We start from the raw sequence: 26914 nt of genomic DNA, 5'->3' as shown, positions 1-26914 counted from the left end.
TACTCAATAACTGCCCTTGCGCCAGTAAATACCAAGATTGCCGTCGGTGAGCTGACGATAAACCGTATAGGGCAACGCGACTGTATCGAATACTCCGGACAATGGCAGATCCAGCAACACGAATGGCACCAGAAAACCGCTGGGATCCGGCGGCGCGTTCAACACGCAGAAGTCGAAGGCCAGACCGCTGTAAATCCGCGGAATGGACTGGCAATAGGTTTTTTGTTTGCGCATGTCCCGCGCCACGTCGGCATCGTCCTGCAAGACAGTCATGGCGCTGCCACAGCCAGCCAGAATCCATGAAAATACACCCAGCGTTGCAGCCTGTTTAATGGTCAAAATTCGCCCTCCAAGGTCGTTGGGCAAATTAGCATCGGGACTGAACAGGGCACAGTTCATGGCTTCTGGAGAAGCTGTAGGACAAGTCGCTGAATCTTGTCCTCTACTGCTGGTTTGTCTCAGGGCACGCTGGAAATATCTTTCGGCAACCGCAGATCAATAATCTGATACAGCGCGCTGCTTTCGGGCCAGTTGCGCATGAATCGCGCACGGTCACGGGCATAGGCCGGCGCGAAACTGCCGACAGATCCATGCTGGCACATCGAGTCCAGATCGATCAGCGCCCAGCGATCCTGCTGCCAGAACAGATTGTGTCCCTTGAAGTCGCCATGGCTGATCCGCTCGTCAATCAATCTGGCGAACAACTGATCCAGCGCCTGCAACTCCGCTTCCGGCGCTTCACCACTTTCAACGTACGGCGCAAAGCGCTCGATGATATCCGGCCCCGGCAGGAACTCGGTCACCAGATACGCACGGCTGCGCAGCCACAAAAAGCGCTTTTCCAGCACCGCCAGCGGTTTGGGTGTGGCGATGCCGAGAAACGCCAGGCGATTGCCTTCGCGCCACGAATGCCAGGCCCGACTTGGCCGCCAGAAACGCTTGAGCCAATGCGCAAAGCCCTTGATGTTGTAGCGCTTGATCACCAGCGTGCGCGCACCGGCCTGAACCTTGCCAACGCTCGCCGCACCACCGGTCTTGTACAGGTGCCCCTGATCAAGCAACGCATCGGCCTGCGCCAGCACCGGCAGCATGGCTGACTCTTCTTCGCGGCGGATCGCGCGCAAAGCGAACGCTCCACGCTGCACACTGAACAGCGTGCACTCGCGACCGACCTTGATCAGAAAGTCTTTCAAACGCCAGCGCCGCACTTTGTCGATCTGTTTCTGCAAGGCCTCCAGCGGCAACGCATGCTCGCTGTTGCTCAACAGGTAATACACCAGCAGTTCTTCAGTGAACGGTTCCAGCGCCTTGGGTAACTGGGCGAAAAACACCCCGAGATTTTCCAGGACTTTTTGTCGCGACAACGGCTGGCCGGCGGTTTCTGCGCAAATCCCGGCACCGTCAATCAAGTACAACTGGTCGCCGTGGCGCAACAGATTGTCCAGGTGCAGATCTTCCTGCCAAAGCCCTTTGCCGTGCAATTGGCCAATAGCGCCCAGCGCCTCGGCCAGCACCGCCGATTGTTCATCGGCCAACACCGGCAGCGACTCGACTTTCGCCCAGGCATCGCCAAGGCTTTCGGCCCCCTCAAGGAAATCGAACAGCAACCAGCCACCTTCGCCATTTTGCAAACCATCGGCCAGGAGCAGCGGCGTGGTCAGGCCTTGCGCAGCCAGCAAGCGCACGCCTTCCAGCTCGCGCTGAAAATGCCGGGCAGCTTTGCCGCCGACCAGCAATTTGGCCAGCACCGGACGCCCGCGCCAGACACCGGCGCCAACGTAACGCTGTCCCGGCAACACCCGCAGCAGGCTCAGCAATTGCAGATCAGCACTGCCGGCGGCATCGGCCAGCGTCACCGTCAGTGGCAGTTGCGGGGCTCGCCCGGCACCGGCCAGCTCCGACAATTGCATCAGCGGGTCTCCTTGTGGCTGCGACGCGCGGTCAGCCGGGCGAGCCAGCTGTCCAGCAGCGCGCTGTCAGTGGGCTGATCGAGATAAGCCGCGAGCAATTCACGCAGTTGCTCCTCGTTCCATTCCGGCGCACGGCGTTGCAGCGGTTCCAGATCCTTGATCCGGTCGCGCATACCAAACAACAACGGTCGGGTCTTTTCCAGGTCGATCAACTGCGCCTGATACCCGTCACCTGTGGCTCGCAGAAAAATATGTTTGGGATAGAAGCAGCCGTGCACCTGACGCACGCCGTGCAGATGCCGCGCGAGCAATCCGCAAGCCTTGAGAATGGCTGAATGCTGCGCGGTACTGAGCTGCGCCCAGCGCTGCAACAGCGATTCCAGATCACTCCAGCCATCGAGTGCCCGAGTCAGCAGAATGGCACGGACTTCGCCGTTGACCTTACGCTCACCGAAAAACGCCGCTTGCAGCGCCGGGATACCGAGCTTGCGATAGCGACTGATATTGCGAAACTCGCGGGCAAAGCTTGGCTCGCCGAAAGGCGCGTGCAAGGTCCGCGTCAGGTAGTTGCTCTGGCGCTTGAGGTAATAACCCTGCCCTTCAAGATCCAAACGGAAGACGCTGCTCCAACCGCCACGGGCGGTATTGGGTTCGTCCACGGCCTCAAGCTGCTTCGCCCAAAGCGCGTCAAAAGTGCCGAGACCATGGCGCTCAAGTAGTGCGCGGTCTTCAGCGGCGAGAAAATCAGTCATTCGCGTCCCTCGAAAAATCTCACCACGTGCCGAATCCGTTTCTTGTCGGCGCTATCAAGCCGATCGCACTGGCGGTATTGCTTATAGAAGCGCAGGCGTTGGGTATTGGACAGGTGGTATTTGGCGAGTTTATCGAGACAGGCCAGATCCTTGGTGATCCGATACTTGAGCCAGAAGCCGCGCCAGAACTCGCCGTTAGGGCAATCGATCAGAAATATCCGCGCCTGATCATCGATCAACAGGTTGCGCCATTTCAGATCGTTATGGGTAAATCGGTGATCATGCATCGTCCGGGTATAGCCGGCCAATTGCCGACTGACGCCGTCAACCCAGGCGCGATCCTTGAGTTTCGGATCCTTGCGCTCGGCGAGCGCCGAAAGGTCTTCGGTGTCGGGCAGTTCACGGGTGATCATCGCGCCACGATCATACGCCGCGCCACGTCGTTCCAGGCCCCAGGCCACCACTTCAGCGGTGGGAATGCCCCACTTGGCGAAGCGCTTGAGGTTCTGCCATTCCATCTTCACCCGCGGCTTGCCGAGGTAACGGCGCAAGCCTTTACCAGCGCCGACATAGCGTTTGACGTAATAATTGACACCGTTGCGCTGCACGCGAATCACTTCCGACAGCGGATCACGGGTCAGGCGTTCGCCCTGCAACGCAAATACCGCTTCGAGACTGCCGAAGTCTTCGGCGAGCTCGCTGTATTGCGGCTCGAGAGTCCAACCCGCCATCAGAGCGCATCCCCGTAACGCTGTTTACGCGCGTAGAGCTTGTTGGCCTTGCCTTCCAGCCAGCTCAGCAACGGCGCTTCTTCAGCCAGGATCTGGCGCAGCGGTTGCTGGAAATAGCCTTTGAGGAAACGCAGTTTGTCGCGGCGGGTCAGGCCGATGTCCAGCGCGGAAAAGTACAACGCGGCCAGATCTTTATTGCGCCAGCGCTGCGTGATTTTCGTGCGGGTCTGGGCACGGTGCAGGTCGATCACTGAGAGTTTGAAGTCGTCTGGCGTCACCGGTTTATCGGTGTGCAGCAGGAAGTGGCAGATATAGCAGTCACGATGGTTGACGCCAGCGCGGTGCATCATGCCGGTCATGCGTGCGACTTCGGCGATCAGCGCGCGCTTGAGTTTCGGCTCGGGTGGCTGCTTGACCCAATCGATGCTGAAGTCTTCGAGGCTGATGGTCGGCGCCAGTTCTTCGGTGACGATAAACGAGTGCTGATCTGCCGGGTTACTGCCCTTCTCACCGTAAGCCACGGCAGTCATGGTCGGCACGCCGACTTCCTGCAGACGCTGAATGGCTTGCCACTCCTGGCCCGCGCCGAGAACCGGCAGCTTGGCGGTCAGCAGATTCTTGAAGATCTCGCCCCAGCCGATACCTCGGTGGATTTTCACGAAAAATCCGTTGCCGTCGACTTCCGTGCGCAGCGTCCGGCGCGCTTCCAGCTCGCGGTATACCTCGCCCTGCAAGCCTTCGACTTCAGCGAACGGGTCGCGGCCGGCCCACAGGCTTTTGAACGGTTCAGCCAGCATCAACTTCATTTAAGCGTGCTCCGCCAGAATCACATCGGCCGCGTGCTGCGGCATGCTGTAGAGGTCGGCCGTCTCGGCGAAGGCCAGACCATTGCGGCTCCAGGCCGCCCGTGCAGCGTCGTCATGCAACATTTCAGTCAAGTATTGCGTCAGTTGCGCCTGATCGAACGGTTCGTCCAGCACTCGCCCGGCATCCGCCTCGGCAATGTAATGGGCGTAACCGCAGACCGCGCTGACCAGCACCGGCAAACCGGCGACCAGCGCTTCAAGCAGTACGGTGCCGGTGTTTTCGTTGTACGCCGGGTGGATCAACAGATCGGCACCGAGCAGGAAACGCGGAATATCGCTGCGGCCCTTGAGGAACGTTACGTTATCGCCCAGACCCAAAGTTGCGCTCTGCATCTGGAATAATTTGGGGTCATCCTGGCCGATTACAAACAGCCGGGTGCGTTTCTTCAGTTCGGCAGGCAATGCAGCCAGCGCTTTCAGGCTGCGATCGACGCCTTTGGTCTTGAAGCCGGAGCCGATCTGCACCAGCAGCAGTTCGTCGTCCTTGAGATTGAATTCAGCGCGGAAACCGGCGCGAATTTCAGCGGCATCCGCCGGGCGACGACGATCCTGGGCGATGCCTGGCGGCAGCAGATGGAAACGCTCAAGTGGCGTGTCGTAATGCTTGATGAACAGCGGCTGCTGCACTTCGGAAATCATCAGCACTTCGGTCTTCGCATCCTTGGCGAACACTGCGCGCTCGTACTCGGCAAAGTGGCGATAACGGCCCCAGCGGCGGTACAGCGAATTGCGCAAGTTCTGCGCCTTGTCTTCGAAGCAGCCATCGGCGGCGTAGTAGACGTCCAGCCCCGGCATCTTGTTGAACCCGATCAGGCGATCGACCGGGCGCTTGGCCAGGTCCGCTGCCATCCACGCGCTGAGTTTTTCGTTGCGACGATGGTTGAAGAACGCCTTGACCGGCGCCACCAGCACCTCAAAACCGGGCGGCACGTCGCCTTCCCAGATCAGCGTGTAGACGCGAATCTGGTGACCGCGCTTCTGGCATTCAAGGGCGATGCGCATAAAGTCGCGCTGCAAACCACCGAACGGGAAATATTTGTACAGGACGAATGCCAATTGCATCAGCGCAGCTCCTCAGCCATTAACAACGTGCTCAGTCGGCTGGCGACACGCTCGGGGTTCAGACGCGTGAAGCACAGCGGCTGTTCACGCTTCAGGTCAAACTGACGGGCATCCTGCGCGGTCGGTTGATAGGTACATTTCTTTTGCAGGCATGGCGCGCATGGGAAGTCGCTGGCCAGGTGAATCTGCAACTTGCCGTAGGCGCCGGTCAGGCCCGGGTTGGTCGGGCCGAACAGCGAGATGGTCGGCACGTCCAGCGCGGCGGCCAAGTGGCCGAGACCGGTATCCACCGCGACGCAGGCTTGCGCACCAGCGAGGACTTTGCCGACGCCGGCCAGATTGAGCTTCGGCAGCACTTCGGCGTGTTTGAAACCGGCGGCGATGCGTTCGGCGCGGGCCTTTTCCTGTGGGTTGCCCCACGGCAGTTTGACGCCGACGCCGAGGTAGCCGACGCGTTCAGTCAGTTCGCGCCAGTAACTTTCCGGCCAGTGTTTGGTGTCCCAAGTAGTGCCATGCAGGAAGACCACAAAGGCGTTTTTGCGCGGCAGCTCGACCAGACGCTCGACGTTGAGGCCGTAATCGCCCAAGCCTTTCGGCAAGTCGTAGCCGAGAGCGATGGCGAACAGTTGGCGCACTCGCTCGACGGCGTGCTGACCGCGGGCCACAGCCAGTTTGCGGTCATAGAAACGCGAAGCCATCGGCTCTCGCGCCGAACCTTTATCGAGGCCGGCTACCGGCGCTTTGACGTAGCGGGTCAGCCAGGCGCTTTTCAGCAGGCCTTGAGCGTCGATCACCAAGTCGTATTTATTGGCGCGCACACTTTGTTTGAAGCGTTTCCACTCGCCGCTGGTGATGGTTTTCCAGAGGTTTTTGCGCCAGCGACGGATCGCCACCGGAATCACTTTGCCAACGGCCGGGTGCCAGGTCGGGATCTCGGCGAAACCTTCTTCCACTACCCAGTCGAACTTGATTCCGGGAATGGCCCGGGCGGCGTCGGTCAGCGCCGGCAACGCATGAATCACGTCACCCAGCGATGAAGTCTTGATCAGCAGTACCCGCAACTTAATGAACCTCGACCACAGAGCCCTGCAACTTCTGCAAGGCATCATTGACCGCGTCCGGCATCAGCTGGCGGAGGCAGTTGTAATGGCCGAAGCGGCAGGTGCGGTCGAAGCACGGGCTGCAATCGAGGCCCAGACGAACCACTTCGACATGCTCGGCCAGCGGCGGGGTAAAACCCGGCGAAGTCGAACCGTAGACCGCCACCAGTGGACGGTTCAGCGCAGCGGCAACGTGCATCAGGCCGGAGTCGTTGGAGACCACCGCGTCGGCGCAGGACATCAGGTCGATGGCCTCGGCCAGCGAAGTGCCGCCGCTGAGGTTGACCGATTCTTCACGCAGGCCAGGAATCAGTCGAGCGCGGATATCTTCACCGACCGCATGATCGTTCTTCGAACCGAACAGCCACACCTGCCAGCCTTCACGAATGCGCGCTTCGGCGACTTTGGCGTAGTGCTCGGACGGCCAGCGCTTGGACTCGCCAAACTCGGCGCCAGGGCACAGGGCCAACACCGGGCGGTCGAGGGTCAGGCCGAACTTGGCCAACGCTGCTTCGCGAGTGACCGGGTCGATTTGCAGGCTTGGGCGCGGATAAGGCTTCGGCAGCTCGGCGTTCGGCTCATAGGCCAAAGCCATGAACCGCTCGATCATCAACGGATAGCGTTGTTTGTCGAGGGTGCGCACATCGTTGAGCAGGCCGTAGCGGAATTCGCCGCGCCAGCCGGTGCGTTTCGGAATGCCGGCGAAAAACGGCACCAGCGCCGACTTCAGCGAGTTGGGCAGCAGGATCGCCTGATCGTACTGACCACGCAGGGATTTGCCGATGCGCCGACGCGTCGCCAATTCCAGCGCACCGTGGCCGAGCGGGAAGCTCAAGGCCTTGCGCACTTCGGGCATGCGTTCCAGGATCGGCCGGCTCCACTCAGGGGCCAGGACGTCGATTTCGCATTGCGGATGGCGCTGTTTGAGACACTGAAACAGTGTCTGTGCCATCACCATGTCACCGACCCAACTGGGCCCAACGATCAGAATATTCATGTGGTTTCCAAAAACGAACCGGGGAGGCATTTACGCCTCCCCGCCTCGAGAATCACTGAGGGAGCGGCACTGCTTGCGATGGGTCATTACCTTCAACATGACTGTCGACTGTCACTCCGCTATCGCGAGCAGGCTCGCTCCCACATGGTTTTTTCGTCCTGCTTCAGATCTACAGACACTGTAGATCCACTGTGGGAGCGAGCTTGCTCGCGAAGGGGCCAGCACATCCGACATCGGTGTCGTCTGACACTCCGTCTTCGCGAGCAAGCTCGCTCCCACAGGGTATTGGGTGCTGCACAAACCGGTTTCAGCTTAGCCCCATCTCTTTCCATATCCGCAAAACCTGCCGCCGTTCTTCGGCAAACTGATCGCCCGATATCACCCCGGCGTCCTTCTGCAACGCCTGCCGGTGAGCGGCGGAGCGGTAGGCTTTATAGGCCTCGCGCAACAGGCTGGCATCTTCGGCAGGCATCAGCCCTTCGTGTTCCAGCTCTTCCAGAATGCGGATGTTATCGGTCCAGCGCAGCAATGGCGGGTGGCTTTGCGACCACGCCAGAGCCGCGTATTGCACCATAAATTCAATATCGACGATACCTCCGGCGTCCTGCTTGAGGTCGAAGGGCGCTGTGGCGTCGAAGGCATTTGCCGCCGTACCGGCCGCGGTGCTCTTGGTGCCGAGGTTATCGCGCATCTTCGCGCGCATCTCACTGACTTCCTGTTGCAACTTGGCCAGATCGCGCGCCTTGCCCAAGACCTGCGCGCGGACGCTCTCGAACGCCCGGCCGACATCCTGACTGCCGACCAGCACCCGCGCCCGCACCAACGCCTGATGCTCCCAGGTCCAGGCTTCATTTTCCTGATAGCGGGCAAACGCTCCCAGCGAGCTGACCAACAGCCCCGAAGCACCGGATGGCCGCAGACGCATGTCCACTTCATAGAGCTGACCGGAGTTGGTCTGCGCCGTCAGCAGGTGAATGATCCGCTGCCCCAGGCGCGTGAAGAACTGCGCGCCATCAATCGACTTCGGCCCGTCGGTTTCCGCCTGCGGATCGCCGTCATGGATAAACACCAGGTCCAGATCCGAACCATGCCCCAATTCCAGGCCGCCGACTTTGCCATAACCGACAATGATGAAGCCGGGATCGCACAAGGTGCCGTCGGTGCGCAGCGGCGTGCCGTACTTGGCCACGGTCTGGCGCCAGGCCAGGGCCAGCACTTGCTCGAGAATCGCCTCGGCCAGCCAGGTCAGGTAATCGCTGACTTTCATCAGCGGCAGGCTGCCGGCGATTTCCGACGCCGCCACGCGCAAGCGGTGCGCCAATTTGAAATGGCGCAAGGCTTCCATTTGTTGTTCGAGGTCGTCTTCGGGAATCCGCGTCAGGCGCTCGCGCAATTCAGCCGCCAGTTCCGGTGCCAAGGGCGGCTTGAACAAACGACCTTCGTTCAGCAATTCATCAAGCAGCAGCGGGAAACGCGTAATTTGCTCAGCGATCCACGGGCTCGCGGCGCACAACGTCAGCAAGCGCCGCAGTGCACCGGGGTTTTCCGTCAGCAAGACCAGATAAGCCGAGCGCCGAGCGACCGCTTCGACCAGCGGCAACACCCGCTCAAGCACCAGATCCGGGTTGGCGTGTTCCACAGCCTGTGCGAGCAGACGCGGAATAAAGGCATCCAGACGCTCACGCCCCAACCGCTGCATCGCCCGCAATTGCGGGCTGCTGCGCAATCCGGCCAGCGCTTTCAGAGCTTTGCTGGCATCAGCAAAGCCGCCCTCCTCCAACTGCCGGCACGCCGCCTCTTCGTCTTGCGCCTCTTCCCACAGCGGCAGCCATTCACCGCCGACCACCACTTCACTTTCGGCGTTTTCATCCTCGTCGGGATCGGCAATCACCTGGGCGAAGTGCCAGGCCACGCGGCCGCGCCAGAACATCAGCTTTTCGTGGAAGGCGTCCCAATCGGCAAAACCGAGCATAAACGCAATGCGCGCCTGATCCTGCGCGCCATCCGGCAGCATCTGGGTCTGGCGGTCGGCGATCGCCTGAATGGCGTGTTCGGTGTAACGCAGAAATTCGTAGCCCTCGCGCAATTCGCCGATCACCGCTGGCGGCAGATAACCCTGCCCTTCCAGCGTGCTCAGCACCTTTAATAGAGGACGCTGTTGCAGGCTCAGATCGCGGCCACCATGGATCAACTGAAAAGCCTGCGCGATGAACTCGACCTCGCGGATGCCGCCTGAGCCGAGCTTGATGTTGTCGGCCATGCCCTTGCGCCGTACTTCCTGCTGGATCAACTGCTTCATGGTGCGCAGCGCTTCGATCGCCGAGAAGTCCAGATAACGGCGGTAAACGAACGGCCGCAGCATGTCGAGCAACTGCGCACCCGCCACCTGATCGCCGGCCACCACCCGCGCCTTGATCATCGCGTAGCGTTCCCAGTCACGGCCCTGATCCTGGTAATACTGCTCCAGCGCATTGAAGCTCAGCACCAGCGCGCCGGACGAACCGTAAGGGCGCAGGCGCATGTCGACACGGAACACAAATCCGTCGACGGTCATCGGATCCAGCGCCTTGATCAAGCGCTGGCCGAGACGAATGAAGAATTCCTGATTATCCAGCGAGCGCTTCACGCCCACCGTTTCGCCGCCCTCGGGGTAAGCGAAGATCAGATCGATGTCCGAAGACAGGTTCAACTCAACGGCGCCGAGCTTGCCCATGCCGAGGATGACCATTTGCTGCGGCTCACCGCTGCGGCGGCCGGTCGGCGTGCCGAACTGTTCGCAATGGCGGCTGTACAACCATTGATAAGCCTGGTCGATGGTGGCGTCGGCCATGTCCGAAAGATCCCGGCAGCTCTGTACCAGATCGGCCTGGCGGGTGAGATCGCGCCAGATGATCCGCACTTGATGACGGGCGCGTTGGCGGCGCAGGGCGCGACCGAGTTCATCTTCATTCTGGGCAGCGTTCACCGCAGCGGCAATCTGCGCACACAATTCACCCGGCGCGAAGGCCCGGTCGAGTTCGCCGGACTGCACCAGTGTGAGCAACATCAAAGGGTCACGAACGCTCTGTTCAATGACGAATTCGCTGGCGGCGGTGACGCGGGCGAATTGCGCCCAGCGCTCTGGCGTCCAGTTCGCCAGGCCGTGATCGTCTTCCAGCGCGGCGACGGCCGTACGGAACGACTGCTCCGATCGAGTGACCAACGGCAGGAGAATGGCGGGCAGTTCGGCAAGCACGGGCAGGGTCATGGTCTATCCTTGATCGGCGTGTAAATGGCCGCTTGTAGTGATTGGTGAAAAGCCGCTACCCGGAAGACTGTCGAACAAAAGTTAGAAATAGCTGAAATTTCTTTCTCGTTGGCAGCGAACATCAAAGTTTCACCTTTTTCGGATGGTAAAAGACCAACCTTAACGATTATTCTCACAACGCAGCCGGAGGCCACAAGCCATTCTTCTGTAGTTTTACTACTCGTCTATACATTCGAAAGGCTGAAATGCCGGAAGATTTGTAGTAAAACTACACGCCGCCGGAACAACCTATCGGCAATCCAAGAATTTTAAATCGTCTGCCCACAAGGCCAGTCGCAAACTCAGGCAACCGATTCTGGAAGCCTTTCCGCCCTGGAGCAAGCCATGCAAGACCTCGATCCCGTCGAAACCCAGGAATGGCTGGACGCCCTGGAATCGGTTCTCGACAAAGAAGGCGAAGACCGTGCTCACTATCTGATGACCCGTATGGGCGAACTCGCGACCCGCAGCGGCTCGCAGCTCCCTTACGCCATCACCACGCCTTACCGCAACACCATCCCGGTAACCCACGAAGCACGCATGCCTGGCGACCTGTTCATGGAACGCCGCATTCGCTCGCTGGTACGCTGGAACGCGATGGCCATGGTAATGCGTACGAACCTGAAAGATTCTGACCTGGGTGGTCACATCTCCAGCTTCGCTTCCAGTGCGACCCTGTATGACATCGGCTTCAACTACTTCTTCCAGGCCCCGACCGACGAACACGGCGGCGACCTGATCTACTTCCAGGGCCACACTTCGCCAGGCGTTTACGCCCGTGCGTTCATGGAAGGCCGCATCACCGAAGACCAGATGAACAACTTCCGCCAGGAAGTCGACGGTCAGGGCCTGTCGTCCTACCCGCACCCTTGGCTGATGCCTGACTTCTGGCAGTTCCCGACCGTATCGATGGGTCTGGGTCCAATTCAAGCGATCTACCAGGCACGCTTCATGAAGTACCTGGAACACCGCGGTTTCATCCAGCCGGGCAAACAGAAAGTCTGGTGCTTCCTGGGCGACGGCGAGTGCGACGAGCCGGAATCCCTGGGCGCGATCTCCCTGGCCGGCCGCGAGAAGCTGGACAACCTGATCTTCGTCATCAACTGCAACCTGCAGCGCCTCGACGGCCCGGTTCGCGGCAACGGCAAGATCATCCAGGAACTCGAAGGCGTGTTCCGCGGTGCTCAGTGGAACGTGACCAAAGTCATCTGGGGCCGTTTCTGGGACCCACTGCTGGCCAAAGACGTCGACGGCATCCTGCAACGTCGCATGGACGAAGTCATCGACGGCGAGTACCAGAACTACAAAGCCAAAGACGGCGCGTTCGTCCGTGAACACTTCTTCAACACGCCAGAACTCAAGGCGATGGTTGCTGATCTGTCCGACGACGAGATCTGGAAACTCAACCGTGGCGGCCACGACCCGTACAAGGTCTATGCGGCTTACCACGAAGCGGTCAACCACAAAGAACAACCAACCGTTATCCTGGCCAAGACCATCAAGGGTTATGGCACCGGTGCCGGCGAAGCGAAGAACACTGCGCACAACACCAAGAAAGTCGATGTCGACAGCCTGAAGTTGTTCCGCGATCGTTTCGACATCCCGGTCAAGGACGAAGAGCTGGAGAACCTGCCGTTCTTCAAGCCAGAGCCAAACAGCGCCGAAGCCCGCTACCTCAGTGAGCGTCGCACTGCACTGGGCGGTTTCGTGCCTCAGCGCCGCGCACAAAGCTTCAGCGTACCGACGCCGGACCTGGACACCCTCAAGGCCATCCTCGATGGTTCCGGCGACCGTGAAATTTCCACCACCATGGCTTTCGTGCGGATCCTCGCGCAACTGGTCAAGGACAAGGAAATCGGCCCGCGCATCGTTCCGATCATCCCGGACGAAGCCCGTACCTTCGGTATGGAAGGCATGTTCCGTCAGCTCGGCATCTACTCGTCCGTCGGCCAGCTCTACGAGCCAGTCGATAAAGACCAGGTGATGTTCTACAAGGAAGACCAGAAAGGTCAGATCCTTGAAGAAGGCATCAACGAAGCAGGCGCCATGAGCTCCTTCATCGCTGCCGGTACTTCGTACTCCAGCCACAACCAGCCGATGCTGCCGTTCTACATCTTCTACTCGATGTTCGGCTTCCAGCGTATTGGCGACCTGGCCTGGGCTGCCGGCGACAGCCGTACCCGTGGCTTCCTGATCGGCGGCACCGCCGGCCGGACCACCCTGAACGGTGAAGGCCTGCAACACGAAGACGGTCACAGCCACCTGTTGGCTGCAACCATCCCGAACTGCCGCACCTACGATCCAACCTACGGCTACGAGCTGGCGGTGATCATTCAGGACGGCATGAAGAAGATGACCGAAGAGCAACAGGACATCTTCTACTACATCACCGTGATGAACGAGTCGTACCAGCAGCCAGCCATGCCGGCCGGTGCCGAAGAAGGCATCAAGAAAGGCATGTACCTGCTCGAAGAAGACACCCGCGATGCGGCGCACCACGTTCAGCTGATGGGCTCCGGTACCATCCTGCGTGAAGTCCGTGAAGCGGCGAAGATCCTGCGTGAAGAGTTCAACGTTGGCGCCGACGTGTGGAGCGTTACCAGCTTCAACGAACTGCGTCGCGACGGCCTCGCTGTAGAGCGCAGCAACCGTCTGAAGCCTGGCCAGAAGCCTAAGCTGAGCTACGTCGAAGAGTGCCTGAACGGCCGTAAAGGTCCGGTCATCGCCTCTACCGACTACATGAAGCTGTTCGCCGAGCAGATCCGTCAGTGGGTACCGTCCAAGGAATTCAAAGTCTTGGGCACCGATGGTTTCGGCCGCAGCGACAGCCGCAAGAAACTGCGTCATTTCTTCGAAGTCGACCGTCATTTCGTGGTGTTGGCAGCCCTGGAAGCACTGGCTGACCGTGGTGATATCGAACCTAAAGTCGTGGCTGAGGCCATCGTCAAGTTCGGCATCGACCCGGAAAAACGCAACCCACTGGACTGCTGAGGAGACATTTTGTGAGCGAACTCATTCGCGTACCTGACATCGGCAGCGGTGAAGGTGAAGTAATTGAACTGTTTGTGAAGGTCGGCGACCGTATCGAAGCCGACCAGAGCATCCTGACCCTGGAATCGGACAAGGCCAGCATGGAAGTGCCGGCCCCGAAAGCCGGCGTCATCAAGAGCCTGAAAGTGAAGCTGGGCGACCGTCTGAAAGAAGGCGACGAACTGCTTGAACTGGAAGTCGAGGGCGCCGCTGAAGCGGCCCCTGCTCCTGCTGCTGCGCCGGCTGCAAAAGCTGAAGCCAAACCGGCTGCCGCTCCTGCTGCTGCCGCGCCAGCCGCTGCCCCCGCTGCCGCTTCGGTTCAGCAAGTGCACGTGCCGGACATCGGTTCGTCGGGCAAGGCGCAGATCATCGAGATCCAGGTCAAGGTCGGCGACACCGTCGAGGCTGATCAATCGCTGATCACTCTGGAATCCGACAAGGCGAGCATGGAAATCCCGTCGCCTGCCGCTGGCGTGGTCAAGGCCATCAGCGTCAAGCTCAACGACGAAGTCGGCACTGGCGATCTGATTCTGGATCTGGAAGTGGCGGGTGCTGCGGCCCCTGCGGCTGCCGCTCCGGCCCAGGCTGCTGCACCGGCCGCTGCCGCTGCGCCTGCTCCGGCAGCCGCGCCAGCAGCACCGGTTGCCGACAGCGTTCAGGACATCCACGTTCCGGACATCGGTTCGGCCGGCAAAGCCAAGATCATCGAAGTGTTGGTCAAGGCTGGCGACAGCGTTGAAGCCGATCAGTCGCTGATCACCCTGGAATCCGACAAGGCAAGCATGGAAATCCCATCGCCTGCCGCTGGCGTGGTGGAAAGCGTTTCCATCAAGCTGGATGACGAAGTCGGTACCGGCGACCTGATTCTGAAGCTGAAAGTCAAAGGCGCGGCCCCTGCTGCTGCCCCGGCGCCAGCTGCCGCCGCTGCTGCTCCGAGCGCTCCGGCACCTGCCGCTGCTGCTCCGGCTGCCGCTGCACCTGCTGCCGCTCCAGCCGCCGCACCGGCCAAGCCCGGCGCGAAAGTTCACGCCGGCCCAGCCGTGCGTCAACTGGCCCGTGAGTTCGGCGTCGAGCTGAACGCTGTCGGCGCCAGCGGCCCGCACGGTCGTATCTTGAAAGAAGACGTGCAGGTTTACGTCAAAGCGATGATGCAGAAGGCCAAGGAAGCACCGGCCGCTGCAGCGGGCGCAACCGGTGGCGCGGGTATCCCGCCGATTCCGGTCGTCGACTTCAGCCGTTTCGGCGAAATCGAAGAAGTGCCGATGACTCGCCTGATGCAAATCGGCGCGTCGAGCCTGCACCGCAGCTGGCTGAACATCCCGCACGTGACTCAGTTCGATTCGGCTGATATCACCGAGCTGGAAGCCTTCCGCGTTGCACAGAAAGCCGTTGCAGAGAAGGCTGGCGTCAAGCTGACCATCCTGCCGCTGCTGCTCAAGTCGTGCGCGCACATGCTCAAGGAGCTGCCGGACTTCAACAGTTCGCTGGCGCCAAGCGGCAAAGCGATCATCCGCAAGAAGTACGTGAACATCGGCTTCGCCGTCGACACCCCGGATGGCCTGCTGGTACCGGTGATCAAGAACGTCGATCAGAAGAGCCTGTTGCAACTGGCAGCCGAAGCCGCTGCGCTGGCCGCCAAAGCCCGCGACAAGAAGCTGACTGCTGACGACATGCAGGGCGCCTGCTTCACCATTTCCAGTCTTGGCCACATTGGCGGCACCGGCTTCACGCCGATCGTCAACGCGCCGGAAGTGGCGATCCTCGGTGTTTCCAAGGCAACCATCCAGCCAGTCTGGGACGGCAAAGCCTTCCAGCCGAAACTGATGCTGCCGCTGTCGCTGTCCTACGATCACCGTGTGATCAACGGTGCCGCTGCCGCACGCTTCACCCAGCGTCTGGGCAGCCTGCTGGCGGACATCCGCACGATCCTGCTGTAACTCGATCGGCCCTCCGGCAACGGAGGGCCGATTGCTGCACCCTTTCGAGCGCCACACGCTCGTACCTCAACCCCGTCAGTTTGGCGGGGCTTTTTTTTGCCTGAAGAATCACCTCCCTCGTCTTTTTCCCACACGTCGCGCTGACATCGGCCACAACTCCGGTCGACTTGGCACCGATCTTTTTTATTCGATACGCAACTAACCTAGGCGCAACAAATTCAACTAAGAAAACTTAGTGAAACCCTGTTAATTCAAGTTAATTCGAATGGAATCGACATGTTAAAACCAACTATCGGCCCAATTACCGGCCACGTTACAACTGATCATGTGCGCATCTTCATGCGTGGCGATCGTCAGAACAACTCGCCGGTATTTGCCGGGATTCGTTATCGCGCTTCCAGCACACAACATTGGTCCAAAGGTAACTTTGCGCAACTGATTGAATTACGCGACATGTCACATGTGTTCGCCCTCAACAACTTGAGTGCCGACACCGAATATGAATATCAGACCGGCTGGTTCAGCCCGATGAATCCGGCACATACGCCAGACAGCGTTGCCGAGTTGCCGTTGCAATGGCCACGGGAAATCTATCGCCTGCGCACCCGCTCCAGCAAAGCCCTGCACCCCAGAGCCTACATCGTCGGCTCCTGCCGCTACTTGCGCATGACTGCTGGCATTGCCTCCCTGCCGCAACTGGGTGACCGGATCTTTGCATCCATCAATCAGCTCATCGAGGGCATACAACCCCCGATCAGCGCGGTATTGATGACAGGCGATCAAATTTATGTGGACGACTTGAACCTGGTCGCACCGGATCGCGAATACAAAGACATTCTCAACAAGTACCGCGCCGCGTTTTCCCAACCAAACATTCAACGGTTGATGTCTGGCACGTCGACTTACATGATTCTCGATGATCACGAAATCGAAGATAACTGGCCTGCCAATGCCAGCAAGTCCGACGGCGACTTGTACCGTAACGCAATGGCTGCCTATGAGTTGTATCAGGCCAGTCATAGCCCGGTACATCCGCTGACAAGTAACGGTGAAATAGATCACTCGACACTTGAGCATTACTGGTATCAATTCAGCGACGGCGATATCGAATGGTTTGTCACCGATAGTCGCACCCGCCGCAACTTGTCAGCCGATGACCGACGCATCCTCGACGAGGCACAGGAACAGGCCCTGCTCAAATGGCTGAGCCACAGCACAGCGCGGGTCAAGTTCGTGGTCACCAGCGTGATGTTCTATCCCGATCGCAAACGCCACGGCGATGACGCCTGGAAAGCCTTTCCCGAACAACGTCTGCGCCTGCTGGAAACCATCCGCACCCGGCGAATCAAGAATGTCGTATTCATTTCCGGGGACGTGCATGGCTCGCTGACGGCTCGTTTGACACACAGCGAAGACCCGGACTTCGAAATCCACACGGTGGTGTCCTCGCCGCTGTGCAACAGCAAACTGCTGCCATATGCCAAAGCGTCCACGTTCATCCTGGATCAGCCGCTGGTGCGCACGGCGGCGGGCGATTATCGGCATGAACTGACCAGCACGGTGGTGAGTGAAGACAATTTCGCCCACTTGGTGGTCGAGGCTGATCAGCTTATGGTCAATTACCATGATCGGGATGGAAAACGGCTGCAGTCGATCGCCATAAAGCTGCGCTAACCCTTAAAGATCGCAGCCTTCGACAGCGCCTACAGAGGGCGCATTCCCCTGTAGACACTGCCCAAGGCTACGATCTTTTACTCTTTTCAACGACGTGCTGGAGAAATGCCCGACGCAGCCGACATATTCTTATAGCACTTGGCCTTCATGTCTCTTGTCAGTCAGTGCCGCAATGATGCAACCTTGCCGCAGGCAACAGTAAAGAGGGCGAGAGCCCGGCGCGTTCAGCATATTTCCAAGCGAGTTCCCTTCATGAAGAGCCAACCCGATGCCGCCAGCCGTATGGCGGCCGAGGTAGTGACGCAGTTGCCTGTGCCCTCGCGGCTCGGCATGCTGCGTTTCGAGCGCTTGAATGAAGCCAGTTGGGCGATGCTGTTTCTCGATCCCAACTGTGAACGCCAGTTCGGTCAGCCGGCGGTTGAGCTTTGCGCCCTGGTCGGTTCACCCTACGCCAGCCTGATGGAACCCGAAGCGCGCTATCAACTGCACGACGCGATCCAGCAGCAACTGCGCGACAGCCCGCATTATCTGGTGCGCTATACCCTGCACACCGCCGCAGGCAAGCTGAACATCCTCGAATTGGGCGAAGCGTATAAACAGCACAATCGTCATCTGCTGCGCGGCTATCTATTGGCGGTCGATGATGTGTTCGACGAAGTGCCGCAGGTGCCCTGCGTCGACCTCGAAACCCAGAATTCACGCCTGCAAATCGCCCTTGAACTCAATCAACGCGCGCAGCAGGAACAACTGCAGCACCTGGAACGCGTGCGCGCCCAGCAGGACCTGATTCTGCTGCTCGCGCGCCAGCGCTACAGCACGCACAACTCGTTGCAGGAAGCCGCCGAGCTGATCACCCGCTGCGCCTGCGATATCTATGAAATCGACTGCGCCAGCTTGTGGAACCTCGAAGGCCAGCATCTGGTGCCGATCTCCGCATACCACCGCGCGACCCAGGAATACATCCTTCCGGACGTGATCGACATCAGTAGCTTCCCGGATTACATGGACGCCCTGCACGGCAGTCGCGCCATCGATGCGCACAACGCGATGCGCGACCCGCGTACCCGGGAGATGGCCGAAGCCCTGCGCCCGCGCGACGTCAACGCCATGCTCGATGCCAGTATTCGCGTCGACGGGCAAGTGGTCGGCGTGCTGTGCCTGGAACAGACCGGCGTCACCCGCGCCTGGCAGTCCGACGAAATCGCCTTTGCCGGTGAGCTGGCTGACCAGTTTGCGCAAGTCATCAACAACCACAACCGCCGCACAGCCACCAGCGCTCTGCACCTGTTCCAGCGTGCAGTCGAGCAAAGCGCCAACGCGTTTTTGCTGGTCAATTGCGACGGCGTGGTCGAGTACGTCAACCCGAGCTTCACCGCGATCACCCAATACACCACCGAAGAAGTCCACGGCCAGCGTCTGTCCGAGCTGCCGGCGCTGGAAAACCTCAGTGAACTGTTGTTCGACGCGCCCTCGGCGCTGGCCAAGAGCAACAGTTGGCAGGGCGAATTCAAAAGCCGCCGCAAGAACCTCGAACCGTACTGGGGTCAGCTGTCGATCTCCAAAGTCTACGGTGACAACCGTGAGCTGACGCATTACATCGGCATCTATGAAGACATCACCCAGACCAAACTCGCACAGCAGCGCATTGAGCGACTGGCGTACACCGACAACCTGACCAACCTCGGCAACCGGCCGGCGTTTATCCGCAATCTGGACGAACGCTTCGCCCGCGACAGCGATACGCCGATCAGCCTGTTGCTGGTCGACATCGACAACTTCAAGCGGATCAACGACAGTCTCGGCCACCAGACCGGCGACAAGCTGCTGATCAGTCTGGCCCGGCGTCTGCGCAACAGCCTGAGTCCAAGTGGCAGCCTCGCGCGGTTCGCCAGTAACGAATTTGCCGTGCTGCTCGACGACACCGACCTGGCGACCGGTCAGCAGATCGCCAACCAATTGTTGGCGACCCTCGACAAGCCGATGTTCGTCGACAACCAGTTGATCAGCGTCACCGGTTCGGTCGGCCTGGCCTGCGCGCCGCTACACGGTCGCGATCCGCAAACGCTGATGCGTAACGCTGGCCTGGCGCTGCACAAGGCCAAGGCCAACGGCAAACATCAGGTGCAAGTCTTTACCGAAGCGCTGAATGCCGAGGCCAGTTACAAACTGTTCGTCGAGAACAACCTGCGCCGCGCCCTGACCCAGAATGAGCTGGACGTGTTCTACCAGCCCAAGCTGTGCCTGCGCAGCGGGCGCCTGCTGGGCATGGAAGCGCTGCTGCGCTGGAACCACCCGGAGCGCGGCATGATTCGCCCGGATCAGTTCATCAGCGTTGCCGAAGAGACCGGCCTGATCATTCCGATCGGCAAGTGGATCGCCCGTCAGGCCTGCCGCATGAGCAAGGCACTGACCGCCGCCGGCATGGGCAATCTGCAAGTGGCGATCAACCTGTCACCCAAGCAGTTCTCCGATCCGGATCTGGTGGCCTCCATCGCCAACATCCTCAAGGAAGAAGCGCTGCCGGCCTATCTGCTCGAACTGGAACTGACCGAAGGCCTGCTGCTGGAAGCCACCGAAGACACGCACTTGCAGCTCGACCAGCTCAAGCGCCTCGGGCTGACGCTGGCCATGGACGACTTCGGCACTGGTTATTCGTCGCTGAGCTATTTGAAAAAATTCCCGATCGACATCATCAAGATCGATCGCAGTTTCATCCACGAAATCCCCGACAACCAAGACGACATGGAAATCACCTCGGCGGTGATCGCCATGGCGCACAACCTGAAACTCAAGGTCGTGGCCGAAGGTATTGAGACCGCCGAGCAACTGGCGTTTCTCCGTCGTCATCGTTGCGACGTCGGCCAGGGTTACCTGTTTGACCGGCCGATTCCGGGCGGCGAACTGATCCAGGCGCTGAAACGCTACCCGCGTGGCCCGCTCTGCCTCTGATCTCGCCGCTCCTACATTGGATAGTGCGAAGTCGGGCATCATTCGGCACACTGGCGGTCTGACTTTTTACATCCAACCTGACTGAGAGGAACGATCATGGTTCTGCGCTCGGAAATTCTGGTGAACAAAAACGTGCTCCCGACTAAAGAACAAGCTCTGCCCGGCCGCGAAACCGCGATGACCCTGCCTGAAAAGCACTTCGTCTTCGAAGAAACCCCGCTGCTTGGCCCGTTTTTCCAGGACGTCGACTTTGCGATTTTCGGTCTGGGCTGCTTCTGGGGCGCCGAGCGCCGCTTCTGGCAGCGTGAAGGCGTAGTCAGCACGGTCGTCGGTTATGCCGGCGGCTTCACACCGAATCCGACCTACGAAGAAGTCTGCTCGGGCCTGACCGGCCACGCTGAAGTGGTGCTGGTGGTGTATGACAAGGCCAAGGTCAGCTACGAAGAGCTGCTGGCGATGTTCTGGGAACTGCACAACCCGACGCAGGGCATGCGCCAAGGCAATGACATCGGCACGCAGTACCGCTCGGTGATCTACGCGACCTCGCCTGAGCATCTGGACGCGGCGCTGAAAAGCAAAGCGACCTATCAGGCCGAGCTGTCGAAAGCAGGTCTGGGGGAAATCAGCACCGAAATCGAACAGGCGCCGACCGTGTACTTCGCCGAGGCGTATCACCAGCAGTATCTGGCGAAGAATCCTGAGGGTTATTGCGGGATCGGCGGCACCGGCGTGTGCATGCCACCGAGCCTGGCGGGTAACTGACCCTTGAAAGCAAAAGATCGCAGCCTTCGGCAGCGCCTACAGGAGATCAGTGATCGTCCGCACATTCGTGGACGACGCCGAACCGCGTAGGAGCTGCCGCAGGCTGCGATCTTTTGATCTTGCCGTTGATCAGCTCTCGGCAATCAACCAATCCATCTGCCACCCACCCTGAGTCTGCCCCAGCTTCTTCGACAGCCACGGCAGCAGCTCACGTAATTCCTCCTCCAGCCCCCACGGCGGATTGGCAATCGCCATGCCCGAACCGTTCAGGCTGTTCGGCGTATCCAGCGGATGCACCAGCAGCTCCACACGCAGCAACTTCGGCGCACCGGTGCCAGCCAGATCCTGATAGAAACGGCGCAACGCACGCTGATCCTTCACCGGATACCATATCGCCGCTACGGTTTGGCGCATACGGCCAATCGCCTCTTTCAACGACGCCGCACAACGCTGCATCTCGTCGAGCTGCTCGAACGGCGGATCAATCAACATCACCGCGCGTTTTTCCTGAACCGGCAACATCGCACGAGCGACGTGCCAGCCTTCGCCGAGATGAACCTTGACCCGACGATCGCCGGCCATGTTGTCCTTGAGCAGCACGCCGTCTTCCGGGTGCTTCTCGTTGAGCATCACCCGATCCTGCGGGCGGGTCAGGCGCCGCGCCAGTTCCGGCGACCCCGGGTAGTAGCGCAACTGGCCATCCGGGTTCATCTCGTGCAGCACCTTCATGTAGTCGGCGGTCAGCGCTGGTAAATCCGGCTGATCCCACAAGCGCGCGATGCCTTCCAGGTACTCACCGGTACGGTTGGCCTGATCACCCTGCAAGTCATACAGACCGATGCCGGCGTGCGTGTCGAGATAGGCAAACGGCTGCTCCTTGCGCGACATCAGGGCGATGAGGCGGGTCAAGGTCAGGTGTTTGAACACATCGGCGTGATTGCCGGCATGGAAGGCGTGACGATAATTCATGGCTGCTCCTGCGAAGGGCGCAAAGTTTACCTTTTACCGCGTGGCAAGTCAGGGGTTCGCAGCCGAGCGGACAAAAGCCTTTCCCTCACCCTAGCCCTCTCCCCGAGGGAGAGGGGACTGACGGTGGTGATCTTGCGAGTTACACCGACCTGAAAGATCAGCGTGATCTCAGGTTTGTCCAAGCGAAGATCAGTGCAGAAGTCGCAAGTCGGCGTAAACCGCCCAGACAACTCGGTCAGTCCCCCGAAACAACACCTCCATCCAGGCTCGGCCAAGCGAAGTTCACCGCTGAAGTCGCAGGTCGGCGTACATCACCCAGACAACTCGGTCAGTCCCCCGAAAGAACACCACTCTCCAGGCTTGGCCAAGCGAAGTTCACCGCTGAAATCTCAGGTCGGCGTACATCACCCAGACAACTCGGTCAGTCCCCCGAAAGAACACCACCCTCCAGGCTTGGCCAAGCGAAGTTCACCGCTGAAGTCGCAGGTCGGCGTACATCACCCAGACAACTCGGTCAGTCCCCAGAAGGAACACCACTCTCCAGGCTTGGCCAAGCGAAGTTCACCGCTGAAATCTCAGGTCGGCGTACATCACCCAGACAACTCGGTCAGTCCCCAGAAGGAACACCACCCTCCAGGCTTGGCCAAGCGAAGTTCACCGCTGAAATCTCAGGTCGGCGTACATCACCCAGACAACTCGGTCAGTCCCCTCTCCCTCTGGGAGAGGGTTAGGGTGAGGGGCTTTGCTTTTATGGCGTTAAACTGGCTAGCCATGAACGACAGGAAGTCAAAAACTCATGCGATATCTGATCATCTGCTTATTCAGCCTGCTTAGCCCATACCTCGCCCTTGCCGACGAAACTCACATTGAACAGGCACGCGAGACACTAAAGAACTACGGCCTGAGCCACTGCATTCTGAAGCCATTCAACGAACACTCCGCGCTGGAAAAAGACATCGCATTGTCCGCCAATGCCTATTCGTTCATGGGCAAAGGCATGCATTCCATCCTGCAAAATGAAGACACGCTGCAAGTGCTGCACGATCCCTACAAAGAAACCCGAAACTACGTGTTAGCGGCTTACGAGCAGACACCTTCAAACAGCAAATACTCGAATGAAAAAGTAGTGTTCCTTGCGTGCCTGAAGGTCTACAACTCCGAGGCGTTCAACCGCTTTATCAAAACTCAGGATGCGTACATCCCTGACTGACTAACTGATTTCCTTTAACGTCAAAAGATCGTCCGAAGGCTCGGGCCGCGTTCGGACGATCTTTTGATCTTTTTCAGGCAGGCATGCTGCGCAGGCGCCTGCCGATCACATCAAGCACATCACAGCCGTCGCGCAAGGGGATCACGCAGAGCTGGGCGAAGTCGCTGAGGATGACGGAGTCGCATTCGACCGAGCCGCGCATGCACATGTTTTCCAGCACCTGGATCACGGCGCGCAGGCGATGGTTGGCGGCGTCCATGAGGATGTCGAGGGGCACGTGGGTGTCGATGAACAGCGTAGGCATGTCGCTGCAATTGCCGGTCAGGGCCATGAAGCGGTTGTCGGGATGGGGGATGATTTTTTCGTAGGGTGGATCGGGTGTTAGCGTTTTCATTTTTGAACCTCTGGTAGTGAAATGAGCTTCCACCATCACCCTCCTACGGGTTTGGGTGGCAGCCATGCGCGGGGTAGGAGTACCGAGACCAGAGAACTCGGCCACGCCGAAGCGTGCCCGCACATAACCGCCGCAAATGATCTTACGGACGCACATAGACTGCCGCAAACCAGGCAACGACGTTTATGCACTCTTCTAGTCTCAAGGCTCCTACACCCTGTCGCCGCATCTGCGGTGACCTTTTCAGACTATCCCTGCAACCCATCGCCCACCAGTTCATGAAAACCGCCGCAACTCGAAGGAATCGTCCGAGACCTTCGCCCCGAAAACTCACTCCGACTCTGCCAGCAAAAACGCCAGCAACGCCGATTGCGACGATTCTTCCGACATAGAAACCTGAAAAAACCGCCTCACTTTGCAGCGCAAAATCGCCTCGGGGAAGGCCTCGAAAACTGCCGGATGTTCCTCGCTCAACCACTGCAACGCATTGGCGGTTCGAACGTCATGGCCTTGCTGCGCCAGCACCGAATCCGGCACCTGCCACCACGGGAATACCCGCCCCGATACCAGCGCCCTGCCACCGATATCCAGCACCTGCCCATTGATCAGACAACGCCCGATCAGCGGAAACAGCTGCGCCGCATCCACTTCGTTTGCCTGCAAAATCGGCAACAAAAACCGCCCGTCCCAAAAACGAAAAAACACCGTTTTCCCGCCAGGCATCAGCACTTGGGTCAGGCTGCGAAAGTGCGCCACCACCTCTTCAAGGTTCGCCGAAGACACCGCCAGCCAACCCCAATCCCGCGACTCGGTGGTGGTGACCCAATGCAGAAACTCACTGTCGGCGGCGACAATTCCCACGCAAGGCATCACCGCATCCCACTCGGCATAAATCGTCTCGGCCCAGATCGGGCTCGCCGTTTCTCGCCAAGCGGCAGGCGGTTTTGCCTCATTGGCATTACTGAAAACCGCAAACAACTGCTCGGAGGTTTTCAACGGTTCACGCGCCAACCATTCGGCAGGCAATAGAAAATCAGGCTGCACAGAGACCATCCTTGCAACGTTCACACTCTTCGCAGAATGGCGCATCACCCTTGAAGCTCATGATTTGTGCAGCCGTCAGCATGGCTGCCGGCGCGGCGGCGAGTTTCTCCGGCAATCCCGGTACAACCGGCGCGGCACTCATCGCCGCCATCGGCGCACCACCCACTACAATCGGCACGCTGCTGAAAATGCCGCCGGGGCCGATGTTGATCCACTGCCCACCGGCCTGAATCGTCGCACTCGCGCCACCGTCGATCACCACTTGCTGACCGGCGCTGACGTGGAATTGCCCACTGGCGCTGATCGCCTGATTACTCACGCGAACATGACGGTCGCCGGTCACGCTCAGATGATCGTCCTGCTTCACTTCGGTTTGGCGCTGGCCGTGGGTGATGCGCTGCTCATCAGCCTTCAATTCATGCCGCGCGGTGCCGGTGACGACGATGCTGCGCTGGTTATCAACCTGCACCTGTTGATCGTTCAACACATGCTGCGTCCAGTTACGCTGGGCGCGCAGATAGATTTCCTCAGCGCCTTTCTTATCCTCGATGCGCAGTTCGTTGTAGCCGCCACCGCCGGGGCTGCTCTGACTACGAAAAATGCTACGGGTCTTGTCCGCCGGAAGATCCAGCGGGATCGGCGTCGCGGCGTTGGGCAGGCAGCCCACGACCAAAGGTTTGTCGGCGTCGGCATCGATGAAACCGACCAGCACTTCCATGCCGACTCGCGGAATCAGCACGCTGCCGTAACGGTCGTGCGCCCAGTTAGTAGCAACGCGTAGCCAGCAACTGGAATGCTCGTTCAATTCGCCGTCGCGATCCCAGGCCAGTTGCACCTTGACCCGGCCGTACTCGTCGCAGTGGATTTCCGTGTCTTTCGGCCCGGTCACGACCGCCGGTTGATAGCCGAGCATGCGCGGTTTTCCCGGCCCCAGCGCCGGGCGGAAGAACACGTCCCACGGCGTGGCGAGAAAGCTATTACGGTAACCCTGAAATCCCTCGCCATCGCTGGTCACCGATTCCTCCAGCACCTGCGGCTGGCGGCCATGATGCTCGATGGCGGTCAGCAACCAGAGGTCATTCCAGTCGTGGCGCGGATGCTCGGTCAGTTGCAGGAAATGTCCGCAAACCAGTGCAGATTCGTCGCTGATGCCTTCGGCCTGACGGTAATCGGCGACATGTCGCTCAAGTGCGCGCTGGGCGAGATGCTTGCCGGTTTCCCGATCGTTGAATTGGCCGGGGAAGTGATAGTCCTCGAGCACCGGGCGCTGCTCGCCGTCGACTCGGCTTTGCAATTGCAGCCGCGGTTTTTCGAAGTTGTAGTCGCGCCGGGTGACCACGCTGGTGCGGGTTTCCACGCGAACGTTGAAACGCTTGACCGCCGGGGCTCCGGCAGACATGCCACTGCCCGGCAGATAAAGGGTCGGCGTGGCCAGTTCTGGAAACACCGCCTGGTCATCTCCGAACACCAGTACGTGCGCGTCGGGGCTGTGTTGAAAGTGGTAATGAATACCCACTTCGGCACACAGGCGTTGAATGAACGCCAAGTCGCTTTCAGCGTACTGCACGCAATACTCGCGAACCGGGTATTCGCTGCCCAACCGAAACTCGAAAGCGTCACGAAGGATCGCGTGATCCTTAAGCACCTGCGCAACAATTTGCGGCACGCTCTGATGCTGGAAAATCCGCTGATTGATGCGGTGTTCCAGATACGTCAAACGTGGGACAAGGCTTAAGTGATAACGCGTCAGACGTTTCCCGGAGTCGCCCTGCCCAACCTGATAAATCTGACCGTGAATACCGGAACCTTGAGCATCAAAGCTCAGAAACGCCTGACAGTGCAGCAGGCTCTCGAGGTCCAGATCCGGTCGCTCACTGACCAGTTCCAGCTCGAAACGAAAGGGTTGGCTGATGGCTTCCTTGCCCGTGAACTCAAGGACCTTGAGGTCATGTTGGGCGCCTTCGAGGGTCAACGTGAAACGCGGTTGATTGGCAGGCGCGAACATCCGATGTCTCTCTGCAGAATGAAGGGCGGGCGATTCTGCATGAGGGGCAAGGGGTGATGAATGGGTGACGGGAAAATCAGATTTGCCCTACTTTCATTGACGAAAAACCCTGCAAAAAGCGGCGCCTTCAACTACAGACAAGTCTCCAAAACCACCGCCGAACCTTGTAGGAGTGAGCCTGCTCGCGATAGCAGTGTGACAGTCAACATTTTCGTTACTGATGAACCGCTATCGCG

General features: G+C 59.5%; 19 protein-coding genes. 6 read left to right on the top strand and 13 right to left on the bottom strand.

All coding sequences use genetic code 11. The features are described 5' to 3' along the window. Window positions 1-3: 3 nt before the first annotated feature. The 9 genes from CLU80_RS15980 to glnE all read right to left on the bottom strand — a co-directional run bounded on the left by CLU80_RS15980 (window position 4) and on the right by glnE (window position 10665). Complete coding sequence (locus tag CLU80_RS15980) at window positions 4-339, bottom strand: YceK/YidQ family lipoprotein (RefSeq protein ID WP_093430131.1); 336 nt, start codon at window positions 337-339, stop codon at window positions 4-6. Between the two features lie 119 nt (window positions 340-458). Further along, a complete protein-coding gene (locus CLU80_RS15975) occupies window positions 459-1910 on the bottom strand; it encodes a lipopolysaccharide kinase InaA family protein (protein ID WP_099757813.1) in 1452 nt (483 codons plus the stop codon). Continuing rightward, on the bottom strand, window positions 1910-2662 hold the full coding sequence (locus tag CLU80_RS15970) for a lipopolysaccharide kinase InaA family protein (protein WP_099757812.1): 753 nt from the start codon (window positions 2660-2662) through the stop codon (window positions 1910-1912). The genes CLU80_RS15975 and CLU80_RS15970 overlap by 1 nt, the downstream gene beginning before the upstream one ends. After that, window positions 2659-3393: a lipopolysaccharide kinase InaA family protein gene (locus tag CLU80_RS15965; protein WP_093430128.1), complete on the bottom strand. Its 735-nt coding sequence runs from the start codon at window positions 3391-3393 to the stop codon at window positions 2659-2661. The genes CLU80_RS15970 and CLU80_RS15965 overlap by 4 nt, the downstream gene beginning before the upstream one ends. Further along, window positions 3393-4199 (bottom strand): lipopolysaccharide core heptose(I) kinase RfaP, encoded by an 807-nt coding sequence (gene rfaP / locus CLU80_RS15960; protein ID WP_093430127.1) that lies wholly within the window; start codon window positions 4197-4199, stop codon window positions 3393-3395. Before rfaP ends, CLU80_RS15965 begins: the two co-directional genes overlap by 1 nt. Next, complete coding sequence (locus tag CLU80_RS15955; protein ID WP_095047255.1) at window positions 4200-5321, bottom strand: glycosyltransferase family 4 protein; 1122 nt, start codon at window positions 5319-5321, stop codon at window positions 4200-4202. Next, the gene (gene waaC, locus CLU80_RS15950; protein WP_077570514.1) at window positions 5321-6382 is read right to left on the bottom strand and encodes a lipopolysaccharide heptosyltransferase I; all 1062 of its coding nucleotides are present in this window, start codon (window positions 6380-6382) and stop codon (window positions 5321-5323) included. The genes CLU80_RS15955 and waaC overlap by 1 nt, the downstream gene beginning before the upstream one ends. A gap of 1 nt (window position 6383) precedes the next feature. Beyond that, entirely contained in the window at window positions 6384-7418 is a 1035-nt protein-coding gene (gene waaF / locus CLU80_RS15945; RefSeq protein WP_093430125.1) for a lipopolysaccharide heptosyltransferase II, read from the bottom strand. 307 nt (window positions 7419-7725) lie between these two features. Continuing rightward, complete coding sequence (gene glnE, locus CLU80_RS15935) at window positions 7726-10665, bottom strand: bifunctional [glutamate--ammonia ligase]-adenylyl-L-tyrosine phosphorylase/[glutamate--ammonia-ligase] adenylyltransferase (RefSeq protein ID WP_099757811.1); 2940 nt, start codon at window positions 10663-10665, stop codon at window positions 7726-7728. A 384-nt stretch (window positions 10666-11049) separates the two neighbouring features. Between glnE and aceE the strand changes: the two genes are divergently transcribed. The 5 genes from aceE (at window position 11050) to msrA (ending at window position 21056) form a co-directional block, all read left to right on the top strand. After that, window positions 11050-13695 carry a pyruvate dehydrogenase (acetyl-transferring), homodimeric type gene (gene aceE, locus CLU80_RS15930; RefSeq protein ID WP_007915682.1) on the top strand — a complete coding sequence of 882 codons (2646 nt, stop codon included), beginning with the start codon at window positions 11050-11052 and terminating at the stop codon, window positions 13693-13695. Between the two features lie 11 nt (window positions 13696-13706). After that, window positions 13707-15671 carry a dihydrolipoyllysine-residue acetyltransferase gene (gene aceF, locus CLU80_RS15925; RefSeq protein WP_095125329.1) on the top strand — a complete coding sequence of 655 codons (1965 nt, stop codon included), beginning with the start codon at window positions 13707-13709 and terminating at the stop codon, window positions 15669-15671. A gap of 276 nt (window positions 15672-15947) precedes the next feature. After that, on the top strand, window positions 15948-17345 hold the full coding sequence (locus CLU80_RS15920; RefSeq protein WP_099757810.1) for an alkaline phosphatase D family protein: 1398 nt from the start codon (window positions 15948-15950) through the stop codon (window positions 17343-17345). A 252-nt stretch (window positions 17346-17597) separates the two neighbouring features. Beyond that, the gene (locus CLU80_RS15915) at window positions 17598-20294 is read left to right on the top strand and encodes a putative bifunctional diguanylate cyclase/phosphodiesterase (RefSeq protein ID WP_099757809.1); all 2697 of its coding nucleotides are present in this window, start codon (window positions 17598-17600) and stop codon (window positions 20292-20294) included. 96 nt (window positions 20295-20390) lie between these two features. Further along, complete coding sequence (gene msrA, locus CLU80_RS15910) at window positions 20391-21056, top strand: peptide-methionine (S)-S-oxide reductase MsrA (RefSeq protein ID WP_093430120.1); 666 nt, start codon at window positions 20391-20393, stop codon at window positions 21054-21056. Between the two features lie 129 nt (window positions 21057-21185). Here the strand turns inward: msrA and CLU80_RS15905 are convergent, their stop codons facing one another. Continuing rightward, window positions 21186-22025 carry a 23S rRNA (adenine(2030)-N(6))-methyltransferase RlmJ gene (locus CLU80_RS15905; protein WP_007915674.1) on the bottom strand — a complete coding sequence of 280 codons (840 nt, stop codon included), beginning with the start codon at window positions 22023-22025 and terminating at the stop codon, window positions 21186-21188. A gap of 796 nt (window positions 22026-22821) precedes the next feature. Here CLU80_RS15905 and CLU80_RS15900 point away from each other — a divergent pair. Further along, on the top strand, window positions 22822-23235 hold the full coding sequence (locus CLU80_RS15900; RefSeq protein ID WP_099757808.1) for a T6SS amidase immunity protein Tai4 family protein: 414 nt from the start codon (window positions 22822-22824) through the stop codon (window positions 23233-23235). Between the two features lie 73 nt (window positions 23236-23308). On the opposite strand, the gene CLU80_RS15895 is transcribed toward CLU80_RS15900, so the two are convergent. The 3 genes from CLU80_RS15895 to CLU80_RS15885 form a co-directional block, all read right to left on the bottom strand. Beyond that, entirely contained in the window at window positions 23309-23629 is a 321-nt protein-coding gene (locus CLU80_RS15895) for a hypothetical protein (protein ID WP_038360201.1), read from the bottom strand. 330 nt (window positions 23630-23959) lie between these two features. Further along, entirely contained in the window at window positions 23960-24673 is a 714-nt protein-coding gene (locus CLU80_RS15890; protein WP_099757807.1) for a DUF4123 domain-containing protein, read from the bottom strand. Then, entirely contained in the window at window positions 24663-26678 is a 2016-nt protein-coding gene (locus CLU80_RS15885) for a type VI secretion system Vgr family protein (protein ID WP_099757806.1), read from the bottom strand. The genes CLU80_RS15890 and CLU80_RS15885 overlap by 11 nt, the downstream gene beginning before the upstream one ends. Window positions 26679-26914: the final 236 nt, after the last annotated feature.

It is taken from the genome of Pseudomonas sp. 29, assembly GCF_002754355.1.
Classification (GTDB): domain Bacteria; phylum Pseudomonadota; class Gammaproteobacteria; order Pseudomonadales; family Pseudomonadaceae; genus Aquipseudomonas; species Aquipseudomonas neuropathica.
Note: the sequence above shows the minus strand (reverse complement) of the source record. Positions and strands in the feature narration are given on the sequence as shown.